The sequence below is a fragment of the Sporanaerobacter sp. PP17-6a genome (genome assembly GCF_900095615.1).
GTDB lineage: Bacteria > Bacillota > Clostridia > Tissierellales > Acidilutibacteraceae > Acidilutibacter > Acidilutibacter cellobiosedens.
Genome location: NZ_FMIF01000012.1, coordinates 105,988 through 127,906, shown reverse-complemented (window position 1 = coordinate 127,906; position 21,919 = coordinate 105,988). Strand labels below are relative to the sequence as shown.

At 35.2% G+C, this 21,919-nt stretch carries 17 protein-coding genes; 2 read left to right on the top strand and 15 right to left on the bottom strand.

The window, feature by feature from the left end:
• Positions 1 to 11: 11 nt before the first annotated feature.
• The 11 genes from PP176A_RS06085 to arcA form a co-directional block, all read right to left on the bottom strand.
• On the bottom strand, positions 12 to 275 hold the full coding sequence (locus tag PP176A_RS06085) for an HPr family phosphocarrier protein (RefSeq protein WP_071139563.1): 264 nt from the start codon (positions 273 to 275) through the stop codon (positions 12 to 14).
• A 234-nt stretch (positions 276 to 509) separates the two neighbouring features.
• The gene (locus tag PP176A_RS06080; protein ID WP_071139562.1) at positions 510 to 1,223 is read right to left on the bottom strand and encodes an ABC transporter ATP-binding protein; all 714 of its coding nucleotides are present in this window, start codon (positions 1,221 to 1,223) and stop codon (positions 510 to 512) included.
• Positions 1,223 to 1,990: an ABC transporter ATP-binding protein gene (locus tag PP176A_RS06075; protein ID WP_255401624.1), complete on the bottom strand. Its 768-nt coding sequence runs from the start codon at positions 1,988 to 1,990 to the stop codon at positions 1,223 to 1,225. Before PP176A_RS06075 ends, PP176A_RS06080 begins: the two co-directional genes overlap by 1 nt.
• An 18-nt stretch (positions 1,991 to 2,008) precedes the next feature.
• The gene (locus tag PP176A_RS06070; RefSeq protein ID WP_071139560.1) at positions 2,009 to 3,007 is read right to left on the bottom strand and encodes a branched-chain amino acid ABC transporter permease; all 999 of its coding nucleotides are present in this window, start codon (positions 3,005 to 3,007) and stop codon (positions 2,009 to 2,011) included.
• A 3-nt stretch (positions 3,008 to 3,010) separates the two neighbouring features.
• Positions 3,011 to 3,910, bottom strand: a complete 900-nt coding sequence (locus PP176A_RS06065; RefSeq protein WP_234958842.1) for a branched-chain amino acid ABC transporter permease — start codon at positions 3,908 to 3,910, stop codon at positions 3,011 to 3,013.
• A 23-nt stretch (positions 3,911 to 3,933) separates the two neighbouring features.
• Complete coding sequence (locus tag PP176A_RS06060) at positions 3,934 to 5,106, bottom strand: ABC transporter substrate-binding protein (RefSeq protein ID WP_071139559.1); 1,173 nt, start codon at positions 5,104 to 5,106, stop codon at positions 3,934 to 3,936.
• Positions 5,107 to 5,419: 313 nt separating this feature from the next.
• Complete coding sequence (locus PP176A_RS06055) at positions 5,420 to 6,328, bottom strand: pseudouridine-5'-phosphate glycosidase (RefSeq protein WP_071139558.1); 909 nt, start codon at positions 6,326 to 6,328, stop codon at positions 5,420 to 5,422.
• Between the two features lie 260 nt (positions 6,329 to 6,588).
• Entirely contained in the window at positions 6,589 to 7,110 is a 522-nt protein-coding gene (locus PP176A_RS06050; RefSeq protein WP_071139557.1) for a hypothetical protein, read from the bottom strand.
• 258 nt (positions 7,111 to 7,368) lie between these two features.
• A complete protein-coding gene (gene arcC, locus PP176A_RS06045; RefSeq protein ID WP_234958840.1) occupies positions 7,369 to 8,307 on the bottom strand; it encodes a carbamate kinase in 939 nt (312 codons plus the stop codon).
• A 44-nt stretch (positions 8,308 to 8,351) separates the two neighbouring features.
• Positions 8,352 to 9,353, bottom strand: coding sequence for an ornithine carbamoyltransferase (argF, locus tag PP176A_RS06040; protein WP_083381822.1), 1,002 nt, complete (start codon positions 9,351 to 9,353; stop codon positions 8,352 to 8,354).
• Between the two features lie 28 nt (positions 9,354 to 9,381).
• Positions 9,382 to 10,626, bottom strand: a complete 1,245-nt coding sequence (gene arcA, locus PP176A_RS06035; protein WP_200796057.1) for an arginine deiminase — start codon at positions 10,624 to 10,626, stop codon at positions 9,382 to 9,384.
• Between the two features lie 524 nt (positions 10,627 to 11,150).
• Here arcA and PP176A_RS06030 point away from each other — a divergent pair.
• Positions 11,151 to 11,432 carry a hypothetical protein gene (locus tag PP176A_RS06030; RefSeq protein ID WP_071139555.1) on the top strand — a complete coding sequence of 94 codons (282 nt, stop codon included), beginning with the start codon at positions 11,151 to 11,153 and terminating at the stop codon, positions 11,430 to 11,432.
• 88 nt (positions 11,433 to 11,520) lie between these two features.
• Here PP176A_RS06030 and PP176A_RS06025 read toward each other — a convergent pair whose 3' ends face one another.
• The 4 genes from PP176A_RS06025 to cbiB all read right to left on the bottom strand — a co-directional run bounded on the left by PP176A_RS06025 (position 11,521) and on the right by cbiB (position 21,118).
• Positions 11,521 to 13,254: a 5'-nucleotidase C-terminal domain-containing protein gene (locus tag PP176A_RS06025; RefSeq protein ID WP_071139609.1), complete on the bottom strand. Its 1,734-nt coding sequence runs from the start codon at positions 13,252 to 13,254 to the stop codon at positions 11,521 to 11,523.
• Positions 13,255 to 13,429: 175 nt separating this feature from the next.
• A complete protein-coding gene (locus tag PP176A_RS06020) occupies positions 13,430 to 13,993 on the bottom strand; it encodes a thymidine kinase (protein WP_071139554.1) in 564 nt (187 codons plus the stop codon).
• Positions 13,994 to 14,104: 111 nt separating this feature from the next.
• Positions 14,105 to 19,636 carry a S8 family serine peptidase gene (locus PP176A_RS06015; RefSeq protein ID WP_071139553.1) on the bottom strand — a complete coding sequence of 1,844 codons (5,532 nt, stop codon included), beginning with the start codon at positions 19,634 to 19,636 and terminating at the stop codon, positions 14,105 to 14,107.
• Positions 19,637 to 20,185: 549 nt separating this feature from the next.
• Positions 20,186 to 21,118 (bottom strand): adenosylcobinamide-phosphate synthase CbiB, encoded by a 933-nt coding sequence (gene cbiB / locus PP176A_RS06010; protein WP_234958834.1) that lies wholly within the window; start codon positions 21,116 to 21,118, stop codon positions 20,186 to 20,188.
• A 223-nt stretch (positions 21,119 to 21,341) separates the two neighbouring features.
• Here cbiB and PP176A_RS06005 point away from each other — a divergent pair, with 223 nt between their 5' ends.
• A complete protein-coding gene (locus PP176A_RS06005; protein ID WP_071139552.1) occupies positions 21,342 to 21,908 on the top strand; it encodes a sigma-70 family RNA polymerase sigma factor in 567 nt (188 codons plus the stop codon).
• Positions 21,909 to 21,919 lie beyond the last annotated feature (11 nt).

Genomic DNA, 21,919 nt, shown 5'->3' with positions numbered 1-21,919 from the left:
TTATCAAATTTTTACTCGCCGAATTTACCGTTTACAAGCTTTGCCAGCCCTTCAACTGCTTCTCTTTCGTCAGGTCCATCAGCCTTAACTGTAATCCTGTCTCCTTTAAAAGCTCCCATATTGAGTATACTCATTATACTTTTAGCTTTATACTCTTTTCCGTCTTTCTCCACCAATATTTCAGATTTATACTTTGCTGATTCCCTTACAAACAAACTTGCAGGTCTTGCATGGAGCCCCGCTTCATTTTGTAATGTTAATTCTTGTTTATACATGTCACAATCACTCCCATATTCTTTATAGTATTAATTTTAAAAACTAAATATTGATAAATTTAAACAAAAAACCTTATAAATATACCTATTATAATATTATATCGACAAAATTATTATCTAATAATATAACACTTTTGTCAAATACTCATCAACATTTGTTACAATATTATTTATGACAAATTTATGAATGATTTTATCACCCCCTTTGCTATATAATATTTTTTTATATAAAAATTAATTTTTCATTTCTCCCAAATAAGCTTCCTGTACTTTAGGGTTGTTAAGAAGCTCTTTTCCTTCTCCTTCCAATATCAATTGCCCCGTCTCGAGAACATATCCATAGTCTGCAATTTCCAATGCTTTTTTAGCATTCTGTTCTACAAGTAAAATGGTATTTCCTTGTCTGTGAATTTCCTTTATTATTTCAAAAATATCTTTCACCAATAAAGGAGCAAGGCCTAAGGAAGGTTCGTCCATCATCAATAGTTTGGGCCTTATCATAAGTCCCCTTGCTACGGCAAGCATTTGCTGTTCCCCGCCGGAAAGGGTTCCTGCTTTCTGCCAGGATCTCTCCTTAAGTCTTGGAAACAGTTCATACTGTCTTTCAATATCCTTTTTAATCGTTTCTTTATCGTTTCTTGTATATGCTCCTAAAATCAAATTCTCTTCAACAGTCAAGTTTGAAAATACCTTTCTCCCTTCCGGAACAAGAGATATCCCCATTTTAACTATATTTTTAGTACTTTTTCCTAAGAGTTCACGGTCATCATATTTTATACTTCCTTTTTCGGCTTTTACAAGCCCCATGACAGCTCTCAAAGCAGATGACTTTCCCGCGCCATTGGCTCCGATTAAGGTAACTATTTTATTCTGTTCAATATTTATGTTTATTCCCCTTAAGGCCCTAATTCCACCATAACTTACATGAAGATCCTTTACCGACAGCATTATTCCACCCCCAAATAAGCCTGAACAACTTTAGGATTATTTTGAATTTCCCGAGGACTGCCTTCGGCTATAGAAATGCCATAGTCAAGGACAAGTATTCTTTTACATATCCCCATAACAACCTCCATATGATGTTCAATAAGAAATATAGTTAAATCAAATTCATCTTTAATGCTCTCGATAAACTTCATCAATTCTTTAGTCTCCTGAGGATTCATCCCCGCTGCAGGTTCATCAAGAAGAAGTATCGAAGGATTCGTAGCCAGGGCTCTTGCGATTTCAAGCCTTCTTTGTTTTCCATAGGGCAGAGAATAGGCTTTTTCATCCTTTTCCTTCGTAAGCCCAACCCGTTCAAGAAGGTACATAGATTTTTCATACATTTCCCTTTCTTCTCTGGTATAGTTAGGTAATCTTAGAATGGACGAAAATATATTTGATTTAATTCTCAAATGATTCCCTACAAATACATTTTCAAGGACAGTAAGGTCTTTAAACAATCTTATATTCTGGAATGTTCTGCAAATTCCCAGTTTTGATATCTGATCCGGCCTCAACCCGGTAATATTGATTTTCGATTTATCCTTAATAAAAGTAATTTTACCCTCTGTCGGTTTATACACTCCCGTGATTACATTAAATACAGTAGTTTTCCCTGCCCCGTTGGGACCTATAAGCCCTACAATCTCACCCTTTGTCAGTTCAAGTTTAAAACTGTTGACAGCCGTAAGTCCCCCAAATTTTACAGTCACATTATCTATTTTAAGCATAATCATTCACATCCTTTATTAGCTCTCTTTTAACAGTCCTTCTTTTCGGAATATTACTACTGCCATCAAGAGTACTGAGAAAACAACCATTCTCATCCCAGGTATTCCTTCAAAGCTTACAAAGCCTAAATTTATAGATTCATCCAAAAATCTCAATGCTTCCATCATAATTGTAATAATGACAGCTGCAACAGTAGTTCCCTTAATGCTTCCGAGACCTCCCAGCACTACTATCAGAAGGATATTAAATGTAAGGGGAAACCTGAACATATTTGGGTCAATAGTCCCAAGAAGATTTCCTAAAAGCCCTCCTCCTATTCCTGCAAGAAAAGATCCTATAGTAAAAGACATAATTTTGTGTTTAAAAAGATTTATCCCCATTGCCTGAGCTGCTATTTCATCATCTTTGATGGATTTAAATGCTATTCCATAGCTTCCCTTCATCAAATATTTCAACAATAATATAGTAAGAATTGCCATTCCCCAACTCCACCATACATTAGTGGTTGCGGGAATCCCCTTTAATCCTAAAGCTCCGTTGGTTATACCCTGCAAATTTGTAAACACAACACGAATTATTTCAGCAAATCCTAAAGTTGCAATCGCCAAATAATCATCTGTCAACTTTAAAACAGGTGCCCCTATAAAAAATCCCATCATTGCGGATACCAATCCTCCCATAAGAAGAGCCTGCAGAAAAGGCCATTCTACATTCGCCAAAAATGGTACTATCGGCTGCATGAAAAAATTCATTTCCTTCATAGCGGGAGGCATAGTAAGCAGAGCCGTAGTATAAGCGCCTATTGCCATAAATCCTGCATGACCTAAGGAAAAAAGTCCCGTAAATCCGTTAATAAGGTTCAAGCTTAATCCCAATACTACATATATACCGCACAGATTCAGTATTCTTAATTTATAAGGGTCAAGAGTTTTATTCAATATATATAAAATTACTAAAAATATACATATATATAAAATTGAATTAGATTTTTTCTTATACTTTTTCTTATATTTCATAGGCTACACCTTCTCCGTCATATTTTCTCCCATAAGACCTGTAGGCTTAAGAAGAAGTATTATTATAAGGAATACAAAGGAAAAAGCGTCCCTGTACCCTGTAAGCCCCGGAAGAAATGCCACAATCATTATTTCGCCCAATCCTAAAATGAAACCTCCTATTACTGCCCCTGTAATATTTCCGATTCCTCCTATTACTGCTGCAATGAAACATTTAATCCCGGGCATCATTCCCATTAGCGGCATTAACTGAGGGAATTTGGTTCCCCACATAATTCCTCCTACTGCTGCAAGAAAAGACCCTATTAAAAAAGTTACAGATATAATCTTGTTGATATCAATACCCATAAGGCTTGCCGCTTCATAATCCTTAGATAGAGCTCTCATTGCCATTCCTGTCTTAGTCCTCTTTGTAAAATAGTTGAGCAAAATGAGAAGAACGATTGTAATTGCAGGGATAATGAAAGTAACTCCTACTATAGATACTCCCCCTATTCGTACTACTGAGTTAAATATTGAAGGGGTAGGAAAAGCCTTAGGTCTGCCTCCAAATACTACAGTCCCTAAATTCTCTAAGAAGAACGATGCTCCTATAGCAGATATAAGGACCGTAATTCTCGGCGAATTTCTAAGGGGTTTATATGCGGCTCTCTCCAATAAAACGCCCAATAATCCTGTTATCACGGCAGATAAAATAAATACAAGCCACCAGGGTATAGACGTAAATACAAGGCCATAATAAGTTATATACGCCCCAAGCATAAATATATCTCCATGAGCAAAATTTATAAGTCTTAATATTCCATATACCATTGTATATCCTATAGATATCAATGCATATAAACTGCCTAAGGATATTCCGTTAGTTAAATGCTGTAAAAAATCTTGAATACTCATATTCATATTTACTTCCCCCAGTATAGTTGTTATGGTTCTACCGTGGTCAAATACTTAAATTCTCCATTTGATACTTTTTTAATAACCGCACTCTTTACTGCATCTCCGTTTTCGTCAAGAGTTATATTTCCTGTAGCTCCGACAAAATCTTTGGTCGATGCTATAGCATCCCTTATTTTTTCGGGATCAGTGGAATTTGCCCTCTCTATAGCATCAAGAATAACCATATAAGCATCAAACCCTAATGCCGAGAAAGCATTGGCATCTTTATTATATTTATTTTTATAAGCCTCTAAAAATTTAGTAGACATTTCGGTTACAGGTGCTTCGGCAGTAAAGTGAGTACTAAATACCGCTCCCTCAACAGCTTTCCTACCGATTTGAATAAATTCCGGAGCTTCCCATGTATCTCCTCCGAGAATAGGTATTGTTATTCCGAGATCTCTTGCCTGTTTAATTAAAAGAGCCGATTCCCCATAGTTTCCGGGAGCAAATATTACGTCAGGATTTAATCCCTTAACATTTGTAAGCTGAGCTGAAAAGTCCTGATCTCCCGAATTATATGAAGTAACGTCTACTATACTGTTATCATCTCCTGTAAGTTTCTTAAACGCATCAACAAAATACTTACTTAATCCTACCGAATAATCCTGAGTTACATCCTGAATAATTGCCGCTTTTTTAGCACCCAATTCCTTAAATGCATAATTTGCCATTACCGTTCCTTGGAAGGGATCGATAAAACATACTCTGAAATAATAATCATTGTTCAACGTGACTAAAGGATTGGTCGGTGAACAGCCTACCGCAGGTACCTTAGCATTCTTAACTATATCTCCTGCAGCCATTGACAAAGAACTACCGTAACTTCCTATAATTGCTGCCACTTTATCCTTTTCAATCAACCTTGAAGCAGCGTTTGCGGCTTCTACTTTATCGCTTTTATTATCCACAACAACCAATTTTACTTTTTTGCCTAAAACTTCCCCTCTCATTTCATTCGCAAGCTTTATTCCCTCTACCGTCATCTCTCCCCCAGCTGCGTTTCCTCCTGTCATCGGTTCAAAGACTCCTATCTTAATAACATCCGAACCTGAATCCGAAGCCCCATCATTTTTCTCATCCGAGGAATTAGAGCAGCCAAGAAGGGATGTCGATAATAATGTTACCACTAATACTAAAATTAAAATTTTTTTTAACATTTTACTCCTCCTTCTTAAAGATAATTACAGACACGTCCTTCCGACATGTCTTACAAAAAATTAAAAATAATTTTACTATAGTTCAAACTAAGAAGAATTATTTCATTTTATTAAATATTCTTAATAAAGAGTATATTGTGATTTTAATAATTTGTCAATTTAAACTGTTAATCTATTAAATAAACAGGATTTTTGATTTCTTTAAATATATATTCTCTATACACCTTGTCTAATGATTACTTTATTTTAAAAAAAAGACCTGTAACACTAAATAGTTAGTGCACAGGTCTCTTTAAAATTAAAATTTTCCAAGCTAAAGCAAATTTACCGCTAAATCAGCCGCTACTCTTCCGTTATTGTATACCAGCTGAATATTTGACTTCAAACTGTCTCCCCCTGTTTCCTCCTTCACTTTGGAAAGAAGAAACGGAGTTACCTCTTTACCTTTTATTCCGTTTATCTCCGCTTCTTTCAATGCCTTCTCTATAGCTCTGTTAATCCTTATGTAATTCATTTCATACTTTTCGGGAATCGGATTACCTATTACTACTCCTCCCTGAAGTCCTAAATTCCATTTTGTTTTAATAATATTCGCTAATTCCTTTTCATCGTCTACTGTATAATCTACTCCAAAGCCGCTCTTTCTTGTAAAAAACGCAGGAAATTCCTCTGTCTTAAATCCTATAACGGGAACTCCGTATGTTTCAAGATATTCAAGAGTTAAACCTATATCAAGAATGGACTTTACCCCTGCGCACACAACTGCAACATTGGTTTTCGCTAATTCCTGCAAATCCGCCGAAATATCAAAAGTTCTTCCGGCCCCTCTGTGAACCCCACCTATTCCTCCTGTGGCAAATACTTTAATCCCCGCAAGATTGGATATAATCATTGTGGCTGCTACAGTAGTGGCTCCGTCAAGCTTTTCGGAAACAACATAAGGAATATCACTTCTGCTTACCTTCAGTATTTTTCTTGACTTCCCAAAATATTCTATTTCATCTTCCGTCAGACCTACTTTCAGTTTCCCTTCCAATATAGCAATAGTTGCAGGAACTGCTCCCCTATCTTTTATTATCCTTTCCAATTCCAATGCCGTCTCCACATTTTGAGGATAGGGCATCCCATGAGATATTATGGTAGATTCCAAGGCAACTATAGGCTTATTATTATCCAATGCATATTGTACTTCTTCCTCAATTTCCAAATATTTATTTAACATAATATGCCGTACTCCTTCCACAAACATTTCCCGCCCTACACTTATTACAGATTCTCCTTTTTAACATTACTATTAATAGAATATCATAAAAAAAAGCAGGAGGCAACTTTCTCCTGATTAATTCAGTTTCATTATATTTTATGAGATATTTCGATTTTTAAAAGAAATCTTAGAGTAAAATAATTCATTTTGCAAAAATTTTATTAGTTGGCCACTATCCCTTAATTGTTTATAAACTTCTAATTTTCTATTTTATAAAATTAATTCCTATATCTTTCCATATCAAGAACATTTAAATTTTCAATTAAATAAACTTTCTCATAATATTTTCCTTTTTTATTACCATTAATATCAATGACCATATAAAATTCATCATTATATTGTTCCGCTGAATTAGAGTACTTTTTTTTAATACGTTTTTCCCATCCTTTTAAATTCATCAGTTCATAGCTAGAAATTTTATATATTCCGAATTGTTCCTGAACATTTAAAACATCATCAATAAACCCTGATGGCGGAGTCTTGGTTTTATATTCTTCATCTTTCAAAGCAGATTTACTTTCTAAAGTAATAATTGTTAATCTTTCACCATACCATCCCGATTTACTCTTCGTATAATCTTTAACAACATAGTTGCTTAGCTGAATATCCGGTTGCCATCTATTTAAGATGTCATTGATACTTTTGTCAGTTTTTATTGATCTAATAAATTTTATAACAAATACTAATATTATAAAGCACAACACTATATATATAATGCTTTTATTTCGTTTATTTACCATTCAATCACCTTTCATTTTATGTAGCTAAAATTTCCACAGAAAGCATAGTGTACTGCATTTATAACTTCTGATTTAGCTGCTGAAATTGATAATGATGAAATGTTCTATATTATTATACATAAAAAGATATCATCCTTTCTTTAATTTATTTGTTTTGACAACATATATTTTAATAGGATGATATCTTCTTTTCAATTATATATATAAATATATTCTATTTCCATACTGTAATTTTATGCTAACCTGCTTTTCATATCCTTATTTTATTATAGTACCGCTTTTCCCTACCAATGCCTCTTTTGCTTTCCCGAGGGATGCTATTATGGATTTCCTACCCGGTTTTGATTTAACAAATTTTACTGCCGCCTGAACTTTCGGAAGCATGCTTCCCGGGGCAAATTGTTTTTCTTCAATATATCTCTGCGCTTCTTCTACTGTCATGGTTGACAGGTCTTTTTGATTCGGTTTGCCAAAGTTTATTGCTACTCTGTCTACTGCTGTCAGGATCATCAGCACTTCTACGTCTAAATCCTCTGCAAGTTTTTCTGATGCGAAATCCTTATCTATTACTGCTGCTACTCCTTCAAGGGTATTATCATCTTTTTCTATTACGGGTATCCCTCCGCCTCCTACTGTAATTACTACTTGTCCGCTTTCTACAAGTCTCCTTATCGTTTCTATTTCTACTATTTTTTCGGGCTTGGGAGATGCTACAACTCTCCTGTAACCTCTTCCTGCGTCTTCAACCATTGCGTAGCCTTTTTCTTTAATTATCTTTTTGGCTTCTTCTTCTTTGTAAAAAGGACCTATTGGTTTAGTCGGATTTTGAAATCCTTTATCGTTCTTATCTACTACAACCTGAGTAACTATTGTTGCAACAGGTTTTTTTATTCCTCTTTTTACTAATTCATCTCTTAGTGCTTGCTGAATATGATAGCCTATCATTCCCTGGCTCATAGCTCCGCATACGTCAAAGGGCATAGCGGGTGTAACTTGGGCTGCATATTCATTCTGAATTACTATCCTTCCTACTTGAGGCCCATTTCCATGGGCTATTATGATTTCATTTCCTTTTTCAATCATGTCAACTAAATAAACCGCTGTGTCTCTTACTACTTTTAGCTGGGTTTCTGCTGCTGCCGGCACACCCTCTGCCTGCAGTGCATTTCCTCCCAGTGCTACTACTACTTTCATCAATATTACCTCCTGCTGCAATAATCTATTTCAATTATATATTTATATTAGTCTCCTAATGTAGCTACCATAACAGCTTTTATTGTATGAAGTCTGTTTTCTGCTTCGTCAAATACAACTGAATGTTTTCCTTCAAATACTTCATCTGTAACTTCCATTTCATTTAGACCGAACTTTTCATGTATTTCTTTCCCGACTTTGGTCTTCAAATCATGGAATGAAGGAAGACAATGTTCAAATATTACTTTTTCGTTTCCTGTCAGTTTAATCATCTCGGAATTTACCTGATAGGGCTTTAATAATTTTATCCTTTCTCCCCATACTTCATCAGGTTCTCCCATCGATACCCAAACATCTGTGTAAAGAACGTCTGCATTCTTTACTCCTTCGGCTACATTGTCGGTTATAGTTATCTTTCCGCCGCTTTCCTTGGCTACTTCTCTGCACTTGTTCAGTAAATCCTCTGCGGGGAATAGTTTCTTCGGTGATACTATTCTGAAATCCATTCCCATTTTGGCAGCGCCAATCATTAGAGCATTGGCTACATTATTTCGTCCGTCTCCTGAGTATACAAATATCATTTTATTATAAGGTTTGTTCAAATGTTCCTGAGCAGTCATAAAATCCGCCAATACTTGGGTTGGATGATCGGCATCTGTAAGTCCGTTCCATACCGGAACTCCTGAATATTTTGCCAAATCTTCAACGGTTTTCTGAGAAAATCCTCTGTATTCAATTCCATCATACATTCTTCCTAAAACTCTTGCAGTATCAGGGATAGACTCTTTCTTACCCATTTGGCTTCCTGTTGGCCCCAAATAAGTTACATAAGCTCCTTGGTCCTGAGCCGCAACTTGGAATGAACAACGAGTTCTCGTCGAGTCCTTCTCAAATAGCAGTACAACATTCTTCCCTTTTAACTTCGGCTGTTCTGTACCAGTATATTTAGCTTTCTTTAAATCCTTAGCCAAGTCAAGCATATATTGGATTTCTTTTTGAGAAAAATCCATTAAAGTCAAAAAACTCCTGTTCCTTAAATTAAACGACACAATAGCATCTCTCCTTTATATATTTTTATTATATATCTTCTCTTATAAGGGGCATACTCATACATCTTGGACCCCCTCTGCCTCGAGAAAGTTCGCAAGACGGAACAATATGAAGTTTAATTCCATATTTATCAAGAAGTTCATTGGTTATATAATTTCTTGAATAAACCACAACTTCTCCCGGTGCAATAGCCAAAGTATTGGAACCGTCATTCCATTGTTCCCTGGCTGCATTTATCGGATCCCCACCGCCACATCTTATAAGAGTAATTTTTCTGTTCAAATATTTAGTCAATATCTGTTCAAGGGTACCGTTTTCTTTATTTACTTTCAGCCCATTTTCCGATTTCTCATCTTTTGTTATTTCGTATACCGTTAAAGGCCCTTCGATTCCGGGATGAACAGTAAATTTATCATAATCTACCATAGTAAACACAGTGTCCAAATGCATAAAAGCTCTCTTCTTCGGAATATGGAATGCCAGCACTCTTTCAAAAGTAGTATTGGAATTGAAAAGCTTTTTAGAAACCTTTTCAATGGAGCGAGCATCAGTTCTTTGAGAAATACCTATAGCTAATGTTTTTTCATTTAATATCAGCTCATCTCCCCCTTCCAATGAAGTAGTTTCGTTTCTGTTATACCAAAAAGGAATATTCATATCCTTAAATTTAGGATGATGTTCAAAGATATATTTTGTAAATATAGTTTCCCTGTTTCTGGTTTGGGTTCTCATATGATTCAAAGTGACTCCATTTCCTATAGTTGCAGCCGGATCCCTTGTAAAATATAAATTTGGAAGCGGGTCACATATGAAGGGATAAGAATCATCAATCATATCGGAAAGAGATGTTCTCTTATACTTCGGTACTTCATCCTTTCTGATTCCAGCCATCATTTTATCAACCATTTCCTTATTGGAAAATGTATACAGATATTCCCCTAAAGCCTCTTTTAACCCTTCACTTTCAATATTAGCTTCATCTATAAACTGATTTACAAAATTGAGTTTAATCTTTTCATCATACAGAGACTCTGCGGCCAATTCAGCAAGATAAAGAACTTCAACTCCGTTATCTCTTAAAGTTTTAGCAAATGCATCGTGTTCCTCTTGAGCAATTTTTAAATATGGAATATCATCAAACAATAATCTCTCCAAAAGATCGGGAGTCAGATTTTCCAATTCTTTCCCGGGCCTGTGAAGTAAAACTGACTTCAATTTTCCAATCTCAGAAGTAATGTGTAAAGATTTATTTTCCAAAATTGTCCCCTCCATTTATAAGTTATTCTTAATAAATTTTGTCGATAGATGTAAAATTTACAGCTTGATTATATATTACGGAAATATCTCTGTCAAACGTCTTTTCTCTGTTTTTATAGCTTTTACAATTGAATTTAAGAATATATATTCAAATTAAAAGGTTATATATTCAATTATTTGGGAAATGGTGGTGACGTTTTCTTCTTATAAATATACCTACAATTTATTTTTATGCAATTGATGTTACAAAAATTTAATACTTGGTCAAATTTTGTCCTTTATAAAAATAATAAGTTAATCAGAGGAAATACGTTTAATATTTACTTATATTTTAATTTTATCACAAGGAAGTATTTCTTTCAATGATTTTTTAAAATTTGAATAAATTTTCAATTTATTTTTGGAATAGGTATTAAGAACCACAAATTATCGTTATTAAATAGTAACATACTACTATTATTCCTTTACTATGTAAATAATGTAATTTAAATACTAAAACTTATCGATAATAATAATATAAAAGTAAAGGAAGTGATCTGATGAATACAAAAACGGAATCTCCTTATGAGCCATCTACCCATGAGCAGATTAAAAAATTTAAAGAAGTTACTATCCTGAAACTCAAGAAGGCAAAATTTGAAAGTGAAAAACAAAAATTTATAGCATCATTAGGAGCAATTTCTTATGAGAAAGTAAAAAAAGGAGAAATTACAGATCCGGACATTATTACAATCTCTGATCATATAATAGAATTAGATAAAAAAATAGATGAAATATCCGATAACATATCCAAAAATAAAAAATCATTTTATAACTCATAGAGAAATCCTGCTTAAATGAATTTCAAAAAAGGCATAAACTTTAAACTTAATGTCAAAGTTTACGCCTTTTTGATTGAAAATTAGGTTTTTAGTTAACCGGTATCAATATTTTTTGCCCCGGAAATATTAAATGGGGATTCTTTAGCTTATTATATTCAGCAAGTTCCTGCCATGTTTTCCCGAAAGATTTTGCTATCCTCCACAGCACATCACCTGGTTTAACCGTATAAGCTTCTACTTTTAAAATAGGCCTTTCTGTCGGTGCCTCTTCTATTGCCGGTTCTTTTTCAGCTACTATTCTGCCCTCCACTTCAGGCGATATTTCTCCTGATTTTTTAATATAATTAACCAATATTTCATTAAGCGCTTCAAATTCCCCTACATTTTTCTTATCTTTAAACATTACATACTGATCTCCGCCTGCTGCCATGAAATCGTTAGTAGCCAAAGTATATGTCTTGTCCGGATCTATGGGTTTGCCATTTATATTTACTTCCCATACTCTATGCCCGATTTCCTTTGACGGATCAAACTTGAAAGTCATTCCGGCCACTTGAGGAAAACCTCCGAGAGTTTCAGGATAAGCGGAAACTCCATTCTCTAAAGCAGCAACTATATCTTTCCCCTGTACTTCTTTAACTACTAAATAATTGCCGAATGGAAAAGTTTTAACCGTATCTCCCCGTGTAATATCTCCTATATTGATAGTCGCCCTTATTCCTCCTCCGTTAGTCAAGGCAACATCAGCCCCGCTTACATCAAGCATTGCATCTGTCATCAAATTTCCCAAATTAGTTTCTTGAGTCCTATTTGTTTCCCTTTCTCCGTCAAGAAGAACCGTTGTTTTTCCTATTACTTCTTTAAGAATAGGTTCATTTTCCTCGTTTATTTCATCAATTATAGCTTGTACTTGTTTATCCGGTTCTAATTTCATTCCTTCTTCTTTAGGAAACAAAGTTGCTTCTTTTTTAGTCAACTTTCCATCGGTAAATTCCAAATTAACTATTCCAAGATTTTTATCGTATTCTCCCGTTTGAACAATCAGGGTGTTATTAACCTGAAGTCCTTCTTTCAATTCGCTGTGGCTGTGACCGTCCACTATTAAATCTATTCCGTCTACTTCTTTCGCCAGCTTTTCGCTTGTATCAACACTGGATTTATCTATTCCCAGATGTGTTACCGCTATAATCATATTTACATTTTGTTCTTTTAATTCTTTAACTATTTCTTTCCCGACTTCAACAGGATCTAAGATATTTATTTCTTCAGTATAAACAGGGTTTGCTTTATATTTAGTTTCGGGAGTGCTTAACCCGAATATCCCTATTTTAATACCATTCACCTCTTTTATAATATAATCCTTTAATGGTTTAGGTGAACCGTCCTTTTTCTCTATATTTGCTCCCAACATTGAAAAATTAGCGATTTTAGAAAGTTCTTCAATTCTGTCATATCCATAGTTGAAATCATGATTTCCCAAAGCCATAGTATCATAACCCATTTCATTCATCAATTTAATTATGGATTCTCCCTCTGACAACGTAGCTATTGGCAGTCCATGAAGAGTATCTCCTGCATCAAGAAGTATCAAATTTTGATTTTGTTCTCTTAATTCTTTAACCTTTGCGGCAATTCTTGCAAAGCCCATACCATCGTTATCCCCTGGTTCCACTCTTCCATGAGTATCATTTGTATGAACCACTGTTATGTCCGTAATCTTTGACTCCTCAGCATAGGAATTATAACCGGGTGTTATAAATATTCCTACAATTAGCATAAAGACCAACATCAAACTGAAAACTTTTCTACCTTTTAAACTCATCACTAAATCCCCTCCCTTTTGATATCTAAATATTTCTACAATAAAAACAAAAATCCTCTTAAAATTATAATTGGTATGTTAATTAAATGTAAATTTTTATATAAATTTTATTTTATGTTTCTACATATTTCCCGGGAAAAAAACAATAAAAAAATAACTTAGCCATATTGCTAAGTTATTTTTCCCTCAAAAAACACTTTCGACATAAGGGTTCATAATCTTTGTCAGCACCTATCTTTATTCTTTCTTTTCCTCCGGATTTTCTATGGCTTATCCACGCATCGCCTCCGCATTTTACACAGACGGCATGATGTTTATAAAGATAATCCGATATGGGCATTAATTCCTTGACAATTTCAAAGGGTTTCCCCGTATAGTCCATGTCCAATCCTGCCACAACTACCGTAATCCCTTTTTTTAAAAACCCATTTATGCTCTCTACTATATCGTCTATCTTTCCGCCTAAAAATTGAATCTCATCTATCGCAATCACATTAGGATTAAATTCACTTAAATATTCATTTATTTCCTCAATGTTTTTTACCGAAATAGCATTTATAGATGTATGGTCATGAGTAACTATTTGGCTTTCAGAATATCTGTTTTCTATAGCAGGTTTAAAAGCGACAGTATTATATCCTGCAATCTTAAATCGTTTTACATCATTTTCCAAATTTGATGTTTTTCCCGAAAACATTGATCCTGTATGTACAATAAGTTTTCCACTATATTGATGCAATCTTAAACCCCTCCTTCAACTAAAAATAATTATAACATAAAATATAGAGATCAGTTATAAGAAAAAGAAAGGGCAGAGAAAAAATTTCTCGCCCTTTCCTGAATTGACTACTTAAAATATATCCTTAGGTTCTACAGGATTTATAGGATTAGTTGGATTACTTGGTAATGTGGGTTTTATCGGTTGCCCGGGTTTCACAGGTTTCAACGGATTTCCTGCTCCTCCGTCAGGTGCAACTACATTAACTCTACCATTTGCAGTAGCAGTTAATGTAGTTCCGTCAGTACCGGTATATGTTACTTCTACTAATATACCGCTCACTACCGTATTATTAGGAGCTGTCCATGTCCCCTCATAATACCCCGGTGATACTTCTCTCATGGAAACCATAACCGATTTATTAACATTATAGCCTGGGAAAGCCATTCTGAAGGATGCTGCTCCTCCTTCTCCGCTTCTGAAGCTTACGGTCAATGTTTCTCCCCATTCTAATGTAACATCCTGTGATGGTTCTAAATCTACTATACCTTCTTCTTCATCTTCTCCTATATTAACTCTTCCGTCTGCCGTAGCGGATATCTTATTTCCTGCGATATCTGTAAATTCAACTTCAACTATAAGCCCGCCTGCTCTTACATCCGGTGCTGTCCATGTTCCTACATAGTATCCCTCTTCTACTTCTTCCATTGGAATCATACTGCTTTGAGTTGAAATTCCGCTTGGGAATGCTACTCTGAAATATCCTGCTCCGCCTGCTTCGCTTCTGAAGCTTACGGTAAGAGTCTCTCCTTCTGTCAGATTAACATCTTCCGAAGGTTCCAAATCAGTTATAACGGGCAGTTCGTTTCTAACGATAACTCTTATTGAGCTTTCGATAATATTGCCTGCCAAGTCATATGCTTTTACGTTGAATATATTTTCCCCTTCATGGATTATCTCTTCAGAATGGAAAGCTCCTTCTACAACCGGAACAACCTTCCCGTTTATTTCCAATCTTCCGAAATGAGCATCTGTAACAGTTCCTACTATATCCACTACTCTTTCATTTGTTATTAACCCATCTGCCGGTGCCGTAATTATCAATTCCGGTGCAACTTTATCTTTTATTACGGTCTTTCCTGCTGATGGTTCGGTTTCTCTGCCGTCCATTTCCGAAGTTGCCGTAATTACACTTTCATCTTCGGTCAAGGTTACTTCCTTCGAAAATACCTTATTTACAGCATTTACTTCGTCAATTTTAACTCCATTTGCATATATGTTTACTTTTCCGTCTGCTGTTACTCTTCCTTCTACTAATATGGTATCGGTATTTATATAGTTAACATCTTCCAAATTAGTGATTTCAGGAGTGTCAACGGAATATTCCATTCTTGCTCTTATCATCAATCCGCCGGCTATATCTTCATCTGCTAAAGGACTGAATGTATCTCCTACATACAGATATGATCTGTCTGCATAGGGGCTTGCTTCATCTATTCCTGTTCCAGGTGAAGAAGTTCCTATTACAGCCTGATAAGTTGCTACAAAGAAATCTCTGTCCGTTGAGAATCCAAATTCCGATAAATCAATATAGTTCCATTCTCCTCTTACTATATCAACCATCTTAGGCTGAATATCAAGTTTTACAGGATTTCCGTTCTCATCAGTATCATACAAGGTTACTCCTATTTGATTTCCTCCCGGACTTGGCCAGTCGGTTCCCCAGAAGAATATGTTTGCTCCTTTTACTTTTCCGTATTGAGACGGAGTCACTCTTATTGCCAAACCGTTACCTGCTGCATTTAATACAAGAGCATTTTCTGCCGTTCCGTCATCGTAAACTATTTCTTCTTCATAGCCTACGAATCTCTTCAACGGTACCTCTATCTCGGTAGTTTCATTTCCTGCTACTGTTACGCTTACTTCTCCCGGTTCAAATCCGTCTGCTATTACCTTAAGAGTATAATCTCCAACGTATACGTTCGGTATTGTAAACTCTCCGTTTTCATCGGCAGTAACAACCGGTACATTCGGATCTTCTTTAACTCTTATAGTTGCAAATGGTGCCGGATCGTGAGAATATCTATCAAATACTCTTCCTACTATAGTTCCTTTAGGCATTTCTTCCAATACGAAGTTATTCTTAACTGTTTGATCTTCTTCCAAATGAACCTGAGCTTCTGCAGGATAGAATCCATAAGCTTCTGCTCTTAATGTCCATGTGTCGTCCCCTTCATTAACAGCATGTTTCAATTTGAACTTTCCGTCTACAGGATTAGTCCTTGCACTTCTTCCTGTTTCAAGAACGGTTACCACTGCATCAACAGGTAATCCTGTTGTTACTGAAGGAATGGATTGAACTTCATTATCACTTATAGTTTCGTATTTTACATTATTAACTGACTGTTTCGTTTCCAAATTGAGATCGAATGGTTTTTCCTCAATTTCTTTCTTTGGAGCAGTCAAGTCAACATCAAGTCCTAATTTCTTTCTTTCTGCCGGTTTTACTTCCGGTGCAGGCTCGTCAGACGAATCAATCATAACATAATCTATATACCAACCTGCTTTCACAACAGAAACATCGGTAGTCAATAGGAATCTGATTTTAACTGTTTGCCCTGCATATGAAGAAGGCAATGGAAGTTCAAAATCAGTCCATGTAGTTCCGCTTCCTGTTATATATCCTGTTCCTGGAAGCAAATTCGCCCACTCAGACCACTCTTCACCATTCTTCTGAGATATTTGAATATATGCCTTGTCATAATTGTTCTCAAATTCATACCATTGTCCAACAGTTAATACGCTGTTTTGGTCCGCAGGTAAGTTAATTTCAGGAGATTCTATCCAGCTATTACTGTAATTGAGGTAAGTTCCCGCAAGACTGGTAGCCCAAACTTTTTCACCATAGAATCCCGCTCCGGGACCTGATGTAGGTATTCCCCACTCCCAGCTATTATTATCTCCGCCGGTTGTAAAGCCTCCATTATCAGCTTCAAAATCAGTCAAGAAAGTATAATCTCCCAATGCCGGTACTTCTATAGTCAACGGAAGTGATAATTCACTTTCATTTCCCGCATAATCATAAGATGAAACTTTATAATAATATGTGGTCTCCGGTAAAATATCCCTATCTCCATAAGAAGTTCCTGAAGTCTCTCCTAAAGCTATATATTCTCCGTCTATTAAATCGGAACGGTAAACTTTATATCCCGCTATGTCATTATCGGGTGCTGCATCCCAATTTAATGTTACGGTATTCAATATAAATCTACCATTTAAATTAGTCGGTGCGGATGGAACCACTTCATCAGTTGCTATAAGCTTTGCATCATCCAAATACCAACCTGCTCTTTGCCCAGAAGCATTTGTAGTCATCCTGAAAGCTATGAATACAGGATTAGGTGACCCTATATATTCATTCAAGTTTATAACAATTTCCTTCCACTCGGTTTGTGTACCCGTGTAGGTAGGCCCTACCTGAGTCCATGTTTCCCCATAATCATTTGTTACATATACAAAACCTTTATCATAATTGTTTTCTAAATCATACCACTGATTTATTCTGAATTGTGCAAGATTCAATTCCGGATTTCTTAAATCCAACGGTACCGATATTAAATAATTATCTCCGTTGTTGGCATAATTTCCGCTTAAGTTTGTACCTATAAGTTTAGTTCCGCTCAATGGGGTAGGTCCTATACCTTCTGCAGGTTCTCCCCATTGCCAGTCTCCGTCTAATATCCAACCTGACGGATAAGTTTCAAAATCTGTTATATATTCATCAGGTACAACTCCGAATTTAACTTCTACATTGTATTCATCCGTAGCTACTACGTTTCCGTCATAATCCCTTACTTTTATCTTATATGAGAATCCGGGTTGTTCTATTATATCGGCAGTTATAGTTCCCGTATATTCTCCGGATTTATAATCTCCTGATGTCCTCGTCATAGGCAGTGTTATCCAATATGATCTTCCTGTTACCTTTACAAGCAGCTCTACATCAGTAATGGAAACATCGTCTGAAATTTGTGCACTTATGTCTATATCAGAACCTACATAAGCATCAAATACTTCTTGTTCGTGAACTATTACAGGATTTTCTAAATCTTCTCCTTCTTTCAATACCTTTCCTTCTATTATTCCAGTACCGCTTGCTACTCTCGATACCGCTTCAAAGGCATCTATAAGCCCGTATCCGTAACCGTTGTTAGGATGTCCCGAGTCATCAGCATCTTCCAATGGTACTGCCGTATCCTTCAATAAATTCTCCACATCTTCTATTGAAAGAGAATTATTTGCTGATAATATCAATGCTGCAGTTCCTGTAACTGCCGGTGCTGACATACTTGTTCCACTCCATCCGCTTTCATATCCCCCTGGTACTGATGAACGGATGTTTACTCCAGGAGCCGAAACTTCAGGTTTTAAATTATCATATGGCCCCGGGCCTCTTCTTGAAAAATCTGGTCTCTGATTATTTATGTCTATTGCTCCTACAGCAAAACTTTCAGGATAATTTGCCGGTGCACTTACTGAACTTGGTGGTGCAGGAGGTTCTCCCTGTCCTTGATTCCCTGCTGAGAATACTGGAAGTATTCCAGCTGCTCTCCAAGATTGTACCATAGGTCTGAACCATTCGTCTAATCCTGGGCCTCCACCCCATGAGTTGTTTATTATATCAGGTGTTTTTGTAGCGTCTCCGCCGGGTGCCAACATCCACTGTGCTGCAGCTAATATATCATTATCATATCCTCCCTGAGGAGTAAATGCTTTTGCTGTTATCCATTTCGCTCCCGGTGCTGCTCCTACTTTGTTGCTTCCATCCGGTTCCTGACCTAATATTGTCCCCAGAACATGAGTCCCGTGAGGAATAGTAGGCTCATCAACAGGCATCGTAGTTCCGTTTATAGGATCAAACCAGTTACCGTCAGGATTTGTTGTACCGTCAGCATTGTATCCTCTCCATTTTGCCTGAAGTGCAGGATGATTCCAGGTTGCCCCTGTATCTATGGTTCCTACAACAACTCCGGTTCCGTCTACTCCAAGATCCCATGCTGCATCTGCATTTATTTTCTCTATATTCCATTCTACTCCATCTTCATTTGCCTGAATTTCCCCTGATGTAATTTCAGGCTCATCCAATTGGATAAGTTTATTTTCATATATTTTCTCTACTTCACTCATATAGGAAATATTTTCAATTACGTCTTTTGTAGCTTTTACATAAACTCCATTGATTATATAATAGGGTTTATATTCTGCTACATTTCCTTTTTCCTCTTCCTGAGCCAAATACTTCAATAACTTTTGCTGAGTATCTTCTGCATTATCTTTTAAAGCATTGATTACAGCTTTTCTTGTTTCAATTTTAGTTTTATATGGAGTCAATGCCGATGAAAGTTTGGTTTCGGCTTCCTTGGCAACTTCCATACTGTCTACCTGGCTCTTCATATAAACTATGGCTTCTGCATAATCCCCCTGAGAAATGGAATCAATAAAGTTATCTTCTATCTTATTAACTGATTCCGTTTTTAGCTCTTGCTTCACGGAAGAAACCGGAAGAGAAGAACCATTTTCTGCAAAAGCCGAGAATGAACTTAGAACCATTAAAAGGAATACTGAGATAGCAATTCTTCTTTTTACTTTTCCCTTAATACCCATTTTTTTCTAATCACTCCTAATCCCCTTTATTTTAAAAGATATCTGCCCTTACTATTTAGAACCTCCTTTCTTATATATTTGGCATCTATCCTTTAAGCAAATTAAATTTAGCTTAAGATGTCATGAGTCTATAATTATGTAATGTTAAAATCACAGTTTAAAGTTATGTTCATATAAACATAACCTTAAACCCATACAACTCTATGTTTTATTCGGCAAATATTTTCTTTATGCATTTTATATAAATCTTTTTAACGAGTAGTGAATTAGAAATGAATTTTCTTTTGTGAAATATTTTAATATTTTTATTATTCTATGTCTTTAAAAAAAATCCTTCTTCTTTACAAAAAAAAATTTAATATTTTGAAAAAAATTTTTTTTGATACAAAAAAATGAACAAAATCGTCATTTTATACTATAAAATCCTAATATTTTTTAACCCATAGAAAAATTATATTTCTTTTAACTTATATCTGAACTAAATAGGTTTAAAAAAAGGCTTCATTAATTTAATGTTTTAATGGAAGCCTTTTTAGGAATCAATTCTTATTAAACTATTTTTATAACTATATAAATCAACAGAAACAGTATTTCTGCTCTATACATTATTTCTATAGTCCTTATTATATCCTTCTTTTCCAAAACCTTTGTTTTATCTCCTATAGTAGGTTTTTCAACTAATTCTCCCGAATAATAATTATTTCCCCCTAATTGAATATTCAAGAGTCCCGCTGCAGCTCCTTCAGGATAAGCACTATTGGGACTTTTATGATTTTTTCTGTCCCTAAACATTATTTTGAACCCATTTTTCACATCAAACCTGAAGACAGAGGAAATGCACATAAGTATACCTGATAATCTCGAAGGTATCAAATTAAACAGATCATCATTCTTAGCGGGAAAATATCCTATATCTTTATATTTTTCATTTTTATATCCCAACATAGAATCCATGGTATTCACCATCTTGTACATCATTCCCCCGGAAGCTCCAAATATCATTATATAAAAAAGAGGCGCTATAATTCCGTCGGAAGTATTTTCCGCCACAGTCTCCACATCCGCTCTGATTATTTCCCCTTCATCTAAATTCTTTGTATCCCTTCCTACGATATAGGAGAGTCTGTCTCTTGCCTCGTCTATTCCTCTGCTTAAAGCATCGTATACCTTCTTTGCCTCAATATGAAGACACTTAGCAGATATACAAATATATATAAGGTAAATATTAACGATATGGTAAACCATATTATATCCTCTGAGGACTTTTAATAAAAAATAAGGAACAAAAAAACCTATTCCCATATTTATTATAACAATAAGAAATCCTCCCACTTTAAGTCCTATATTACTTTTAAAATACCTTCTTACAATCTTTTCCTCATAATAAATAATTTTACCCATAAATTTCACCGGATGAGGAAAATTATACGGATCTCCCAGTAAAAAATCAACTATTACAGCTAATATCATGTCCTGCAACATAATCACCTTCATTTTAAATTCGTTCATATAAAAATATATTAGCATATAAACCTATATTGTTTCAACAAACACGCGGGGACGGTTCTTCTGTGCCTTTGACACAGAAGAACCGTCCCCGCGTGTTCCCTCGCGTTTGCTCGATAAATATGGAACAAATGTTGAGATCACTTAATATATAACTTAATGAAGAAGTCTTCTTAATACTGCATAGGAGGAAATTAAGATGAGTTCATATATAGAAAGATTATTCAAATCAGTTAAAGACGGGAATGACCATAAAAAAGAAGAACTTTTAATGAAACTCAAACCCTTAATTATAAAAAGTATCAGAAGATATTGCAACAAATTCTCCCAATATGAGGATTTAATCCAGCAGGGATATGAAGTAATTCTCAAGGGAATAGACAGCTTTGATGAAAAAAGAGATGTAAATTTTTTAGGATATATAAAGATGCTCCTTAAATTTCATTATCTCAAGAAACTTAAAGATAACTATAAGGAAAAAAGAATATTTTCTTTGAACGAGCATATCGGGGAAGAGGAAGATGAAATGTTGGATTTGATTCCAAGTATGGACAAATCTCCCTTAGATAAAATTTTAGACAAAGAAGAAAAAATACATTTAAAAAAAGCAATGAGCATATTAACTAAAAGACAAAGAGATGTAATCTTTTATTATTATATAAAAAACAAAAGCATAAGTGAAATATCCGATATTTTGAAAATATCATATAGGACTGTGATAAACACCAAAACAACCGCATTAAAAAAATTGAAAAAACAATTGTAAATATTTTTTAT

Coding starts and splice junctions, on each gene's coding strand:
- PP176A_RS06065 (WP_234958842.1), bottom strand. CDS start 3,910: ATGAATATGAGTATTCAAGATTTTTTACAGCATTTAACTAACGGAATA.
- arcA (WP_200796057.1), bottom strand. CDS start 10,626: ATGGAGGGGACAATTTTGGAAAATAAATCTTTACACATTACTTCTGAG.
- PP176A_RS06075 (WP_255401624.1), bottom strand. CDS start 1,990: ATGCTTAAAATAGATAATGTGACTGTAAAATTTGGGGGACTTACGGCT.
- PP176A_RS06005 (WP_071139552.1), top strand. CDS start 21,342: ATGAGTTCATATATAGAAAGATTATTCAAATCAGTTAAAGACGGGAAT.
- PP176A_RS06080 (WP_071139562.1), bottom strand. CDS start 1,223: ATGCTGTCGGTAAAGGATCTTCATGTAAGTTATGGTGGAATTAGGGCC.
- PP176A_RS06015 (WP_071139553.1), bottom strand. CDS start 19,636: ATGGGTATTAAGGGAAAAGTAAAAAGAAGAATTGCTATCTCAGTATTC.
- PP176A_RS06070 (WP_071139560.1), bottom strand. CDS start 3,007: ATGAAATATAAGAAAAAGTATAAGAAAAAATCTAATTCAATTTTATAT.
- PP176A_RS06055 (WP_071139558.1), bottom strand. CDS start 6,328: ATGTTAAATAAATATTTGGAAATTGAGGAAGAAGTACAATATGCATTG.
- PP176A_RS06050 (WP_071139557.1), bottom strand. CDS start 7,110: ATGGTAAATAAACGAAATAAAAGCATTATATATATAGTGTTGTGCTTT.
- PP176A_RS06025 (WP_071139609.1), bottom strand. CDS start 13,254: ATGAGTTTAAAAGGTAGAAAAGTTTTCAGTTTGATGTTGGTCTTTATG.
- cbiB (WP_234958834.1), bottom strand. CDS start 21,118: ATGTTGCAGGACATGATATTAGCTGTAATAGTTGATTTTTTACTGGGA.
- PP176A_RS06060 (WP_071139559.1), bottom strand. CDS start 5,106: ATGTTAAAAAAAATTTTAATTTTAGTATTAGTGGTAACATTATTATCG.
- PP176A_RS06030 (WP_071139555.1), top strand. CDS start 11,151: ATGAATACAAAAACGGAATCTCCTTATGAGCCATCTACCCATGAGCAG.
- PP176A_RS06085 (WP_071139563.1), bottom strand. CDS start 275: ATGTATAAACAAGAATTAACATTACAAAATGAAGCGGGGCTCCATGCA.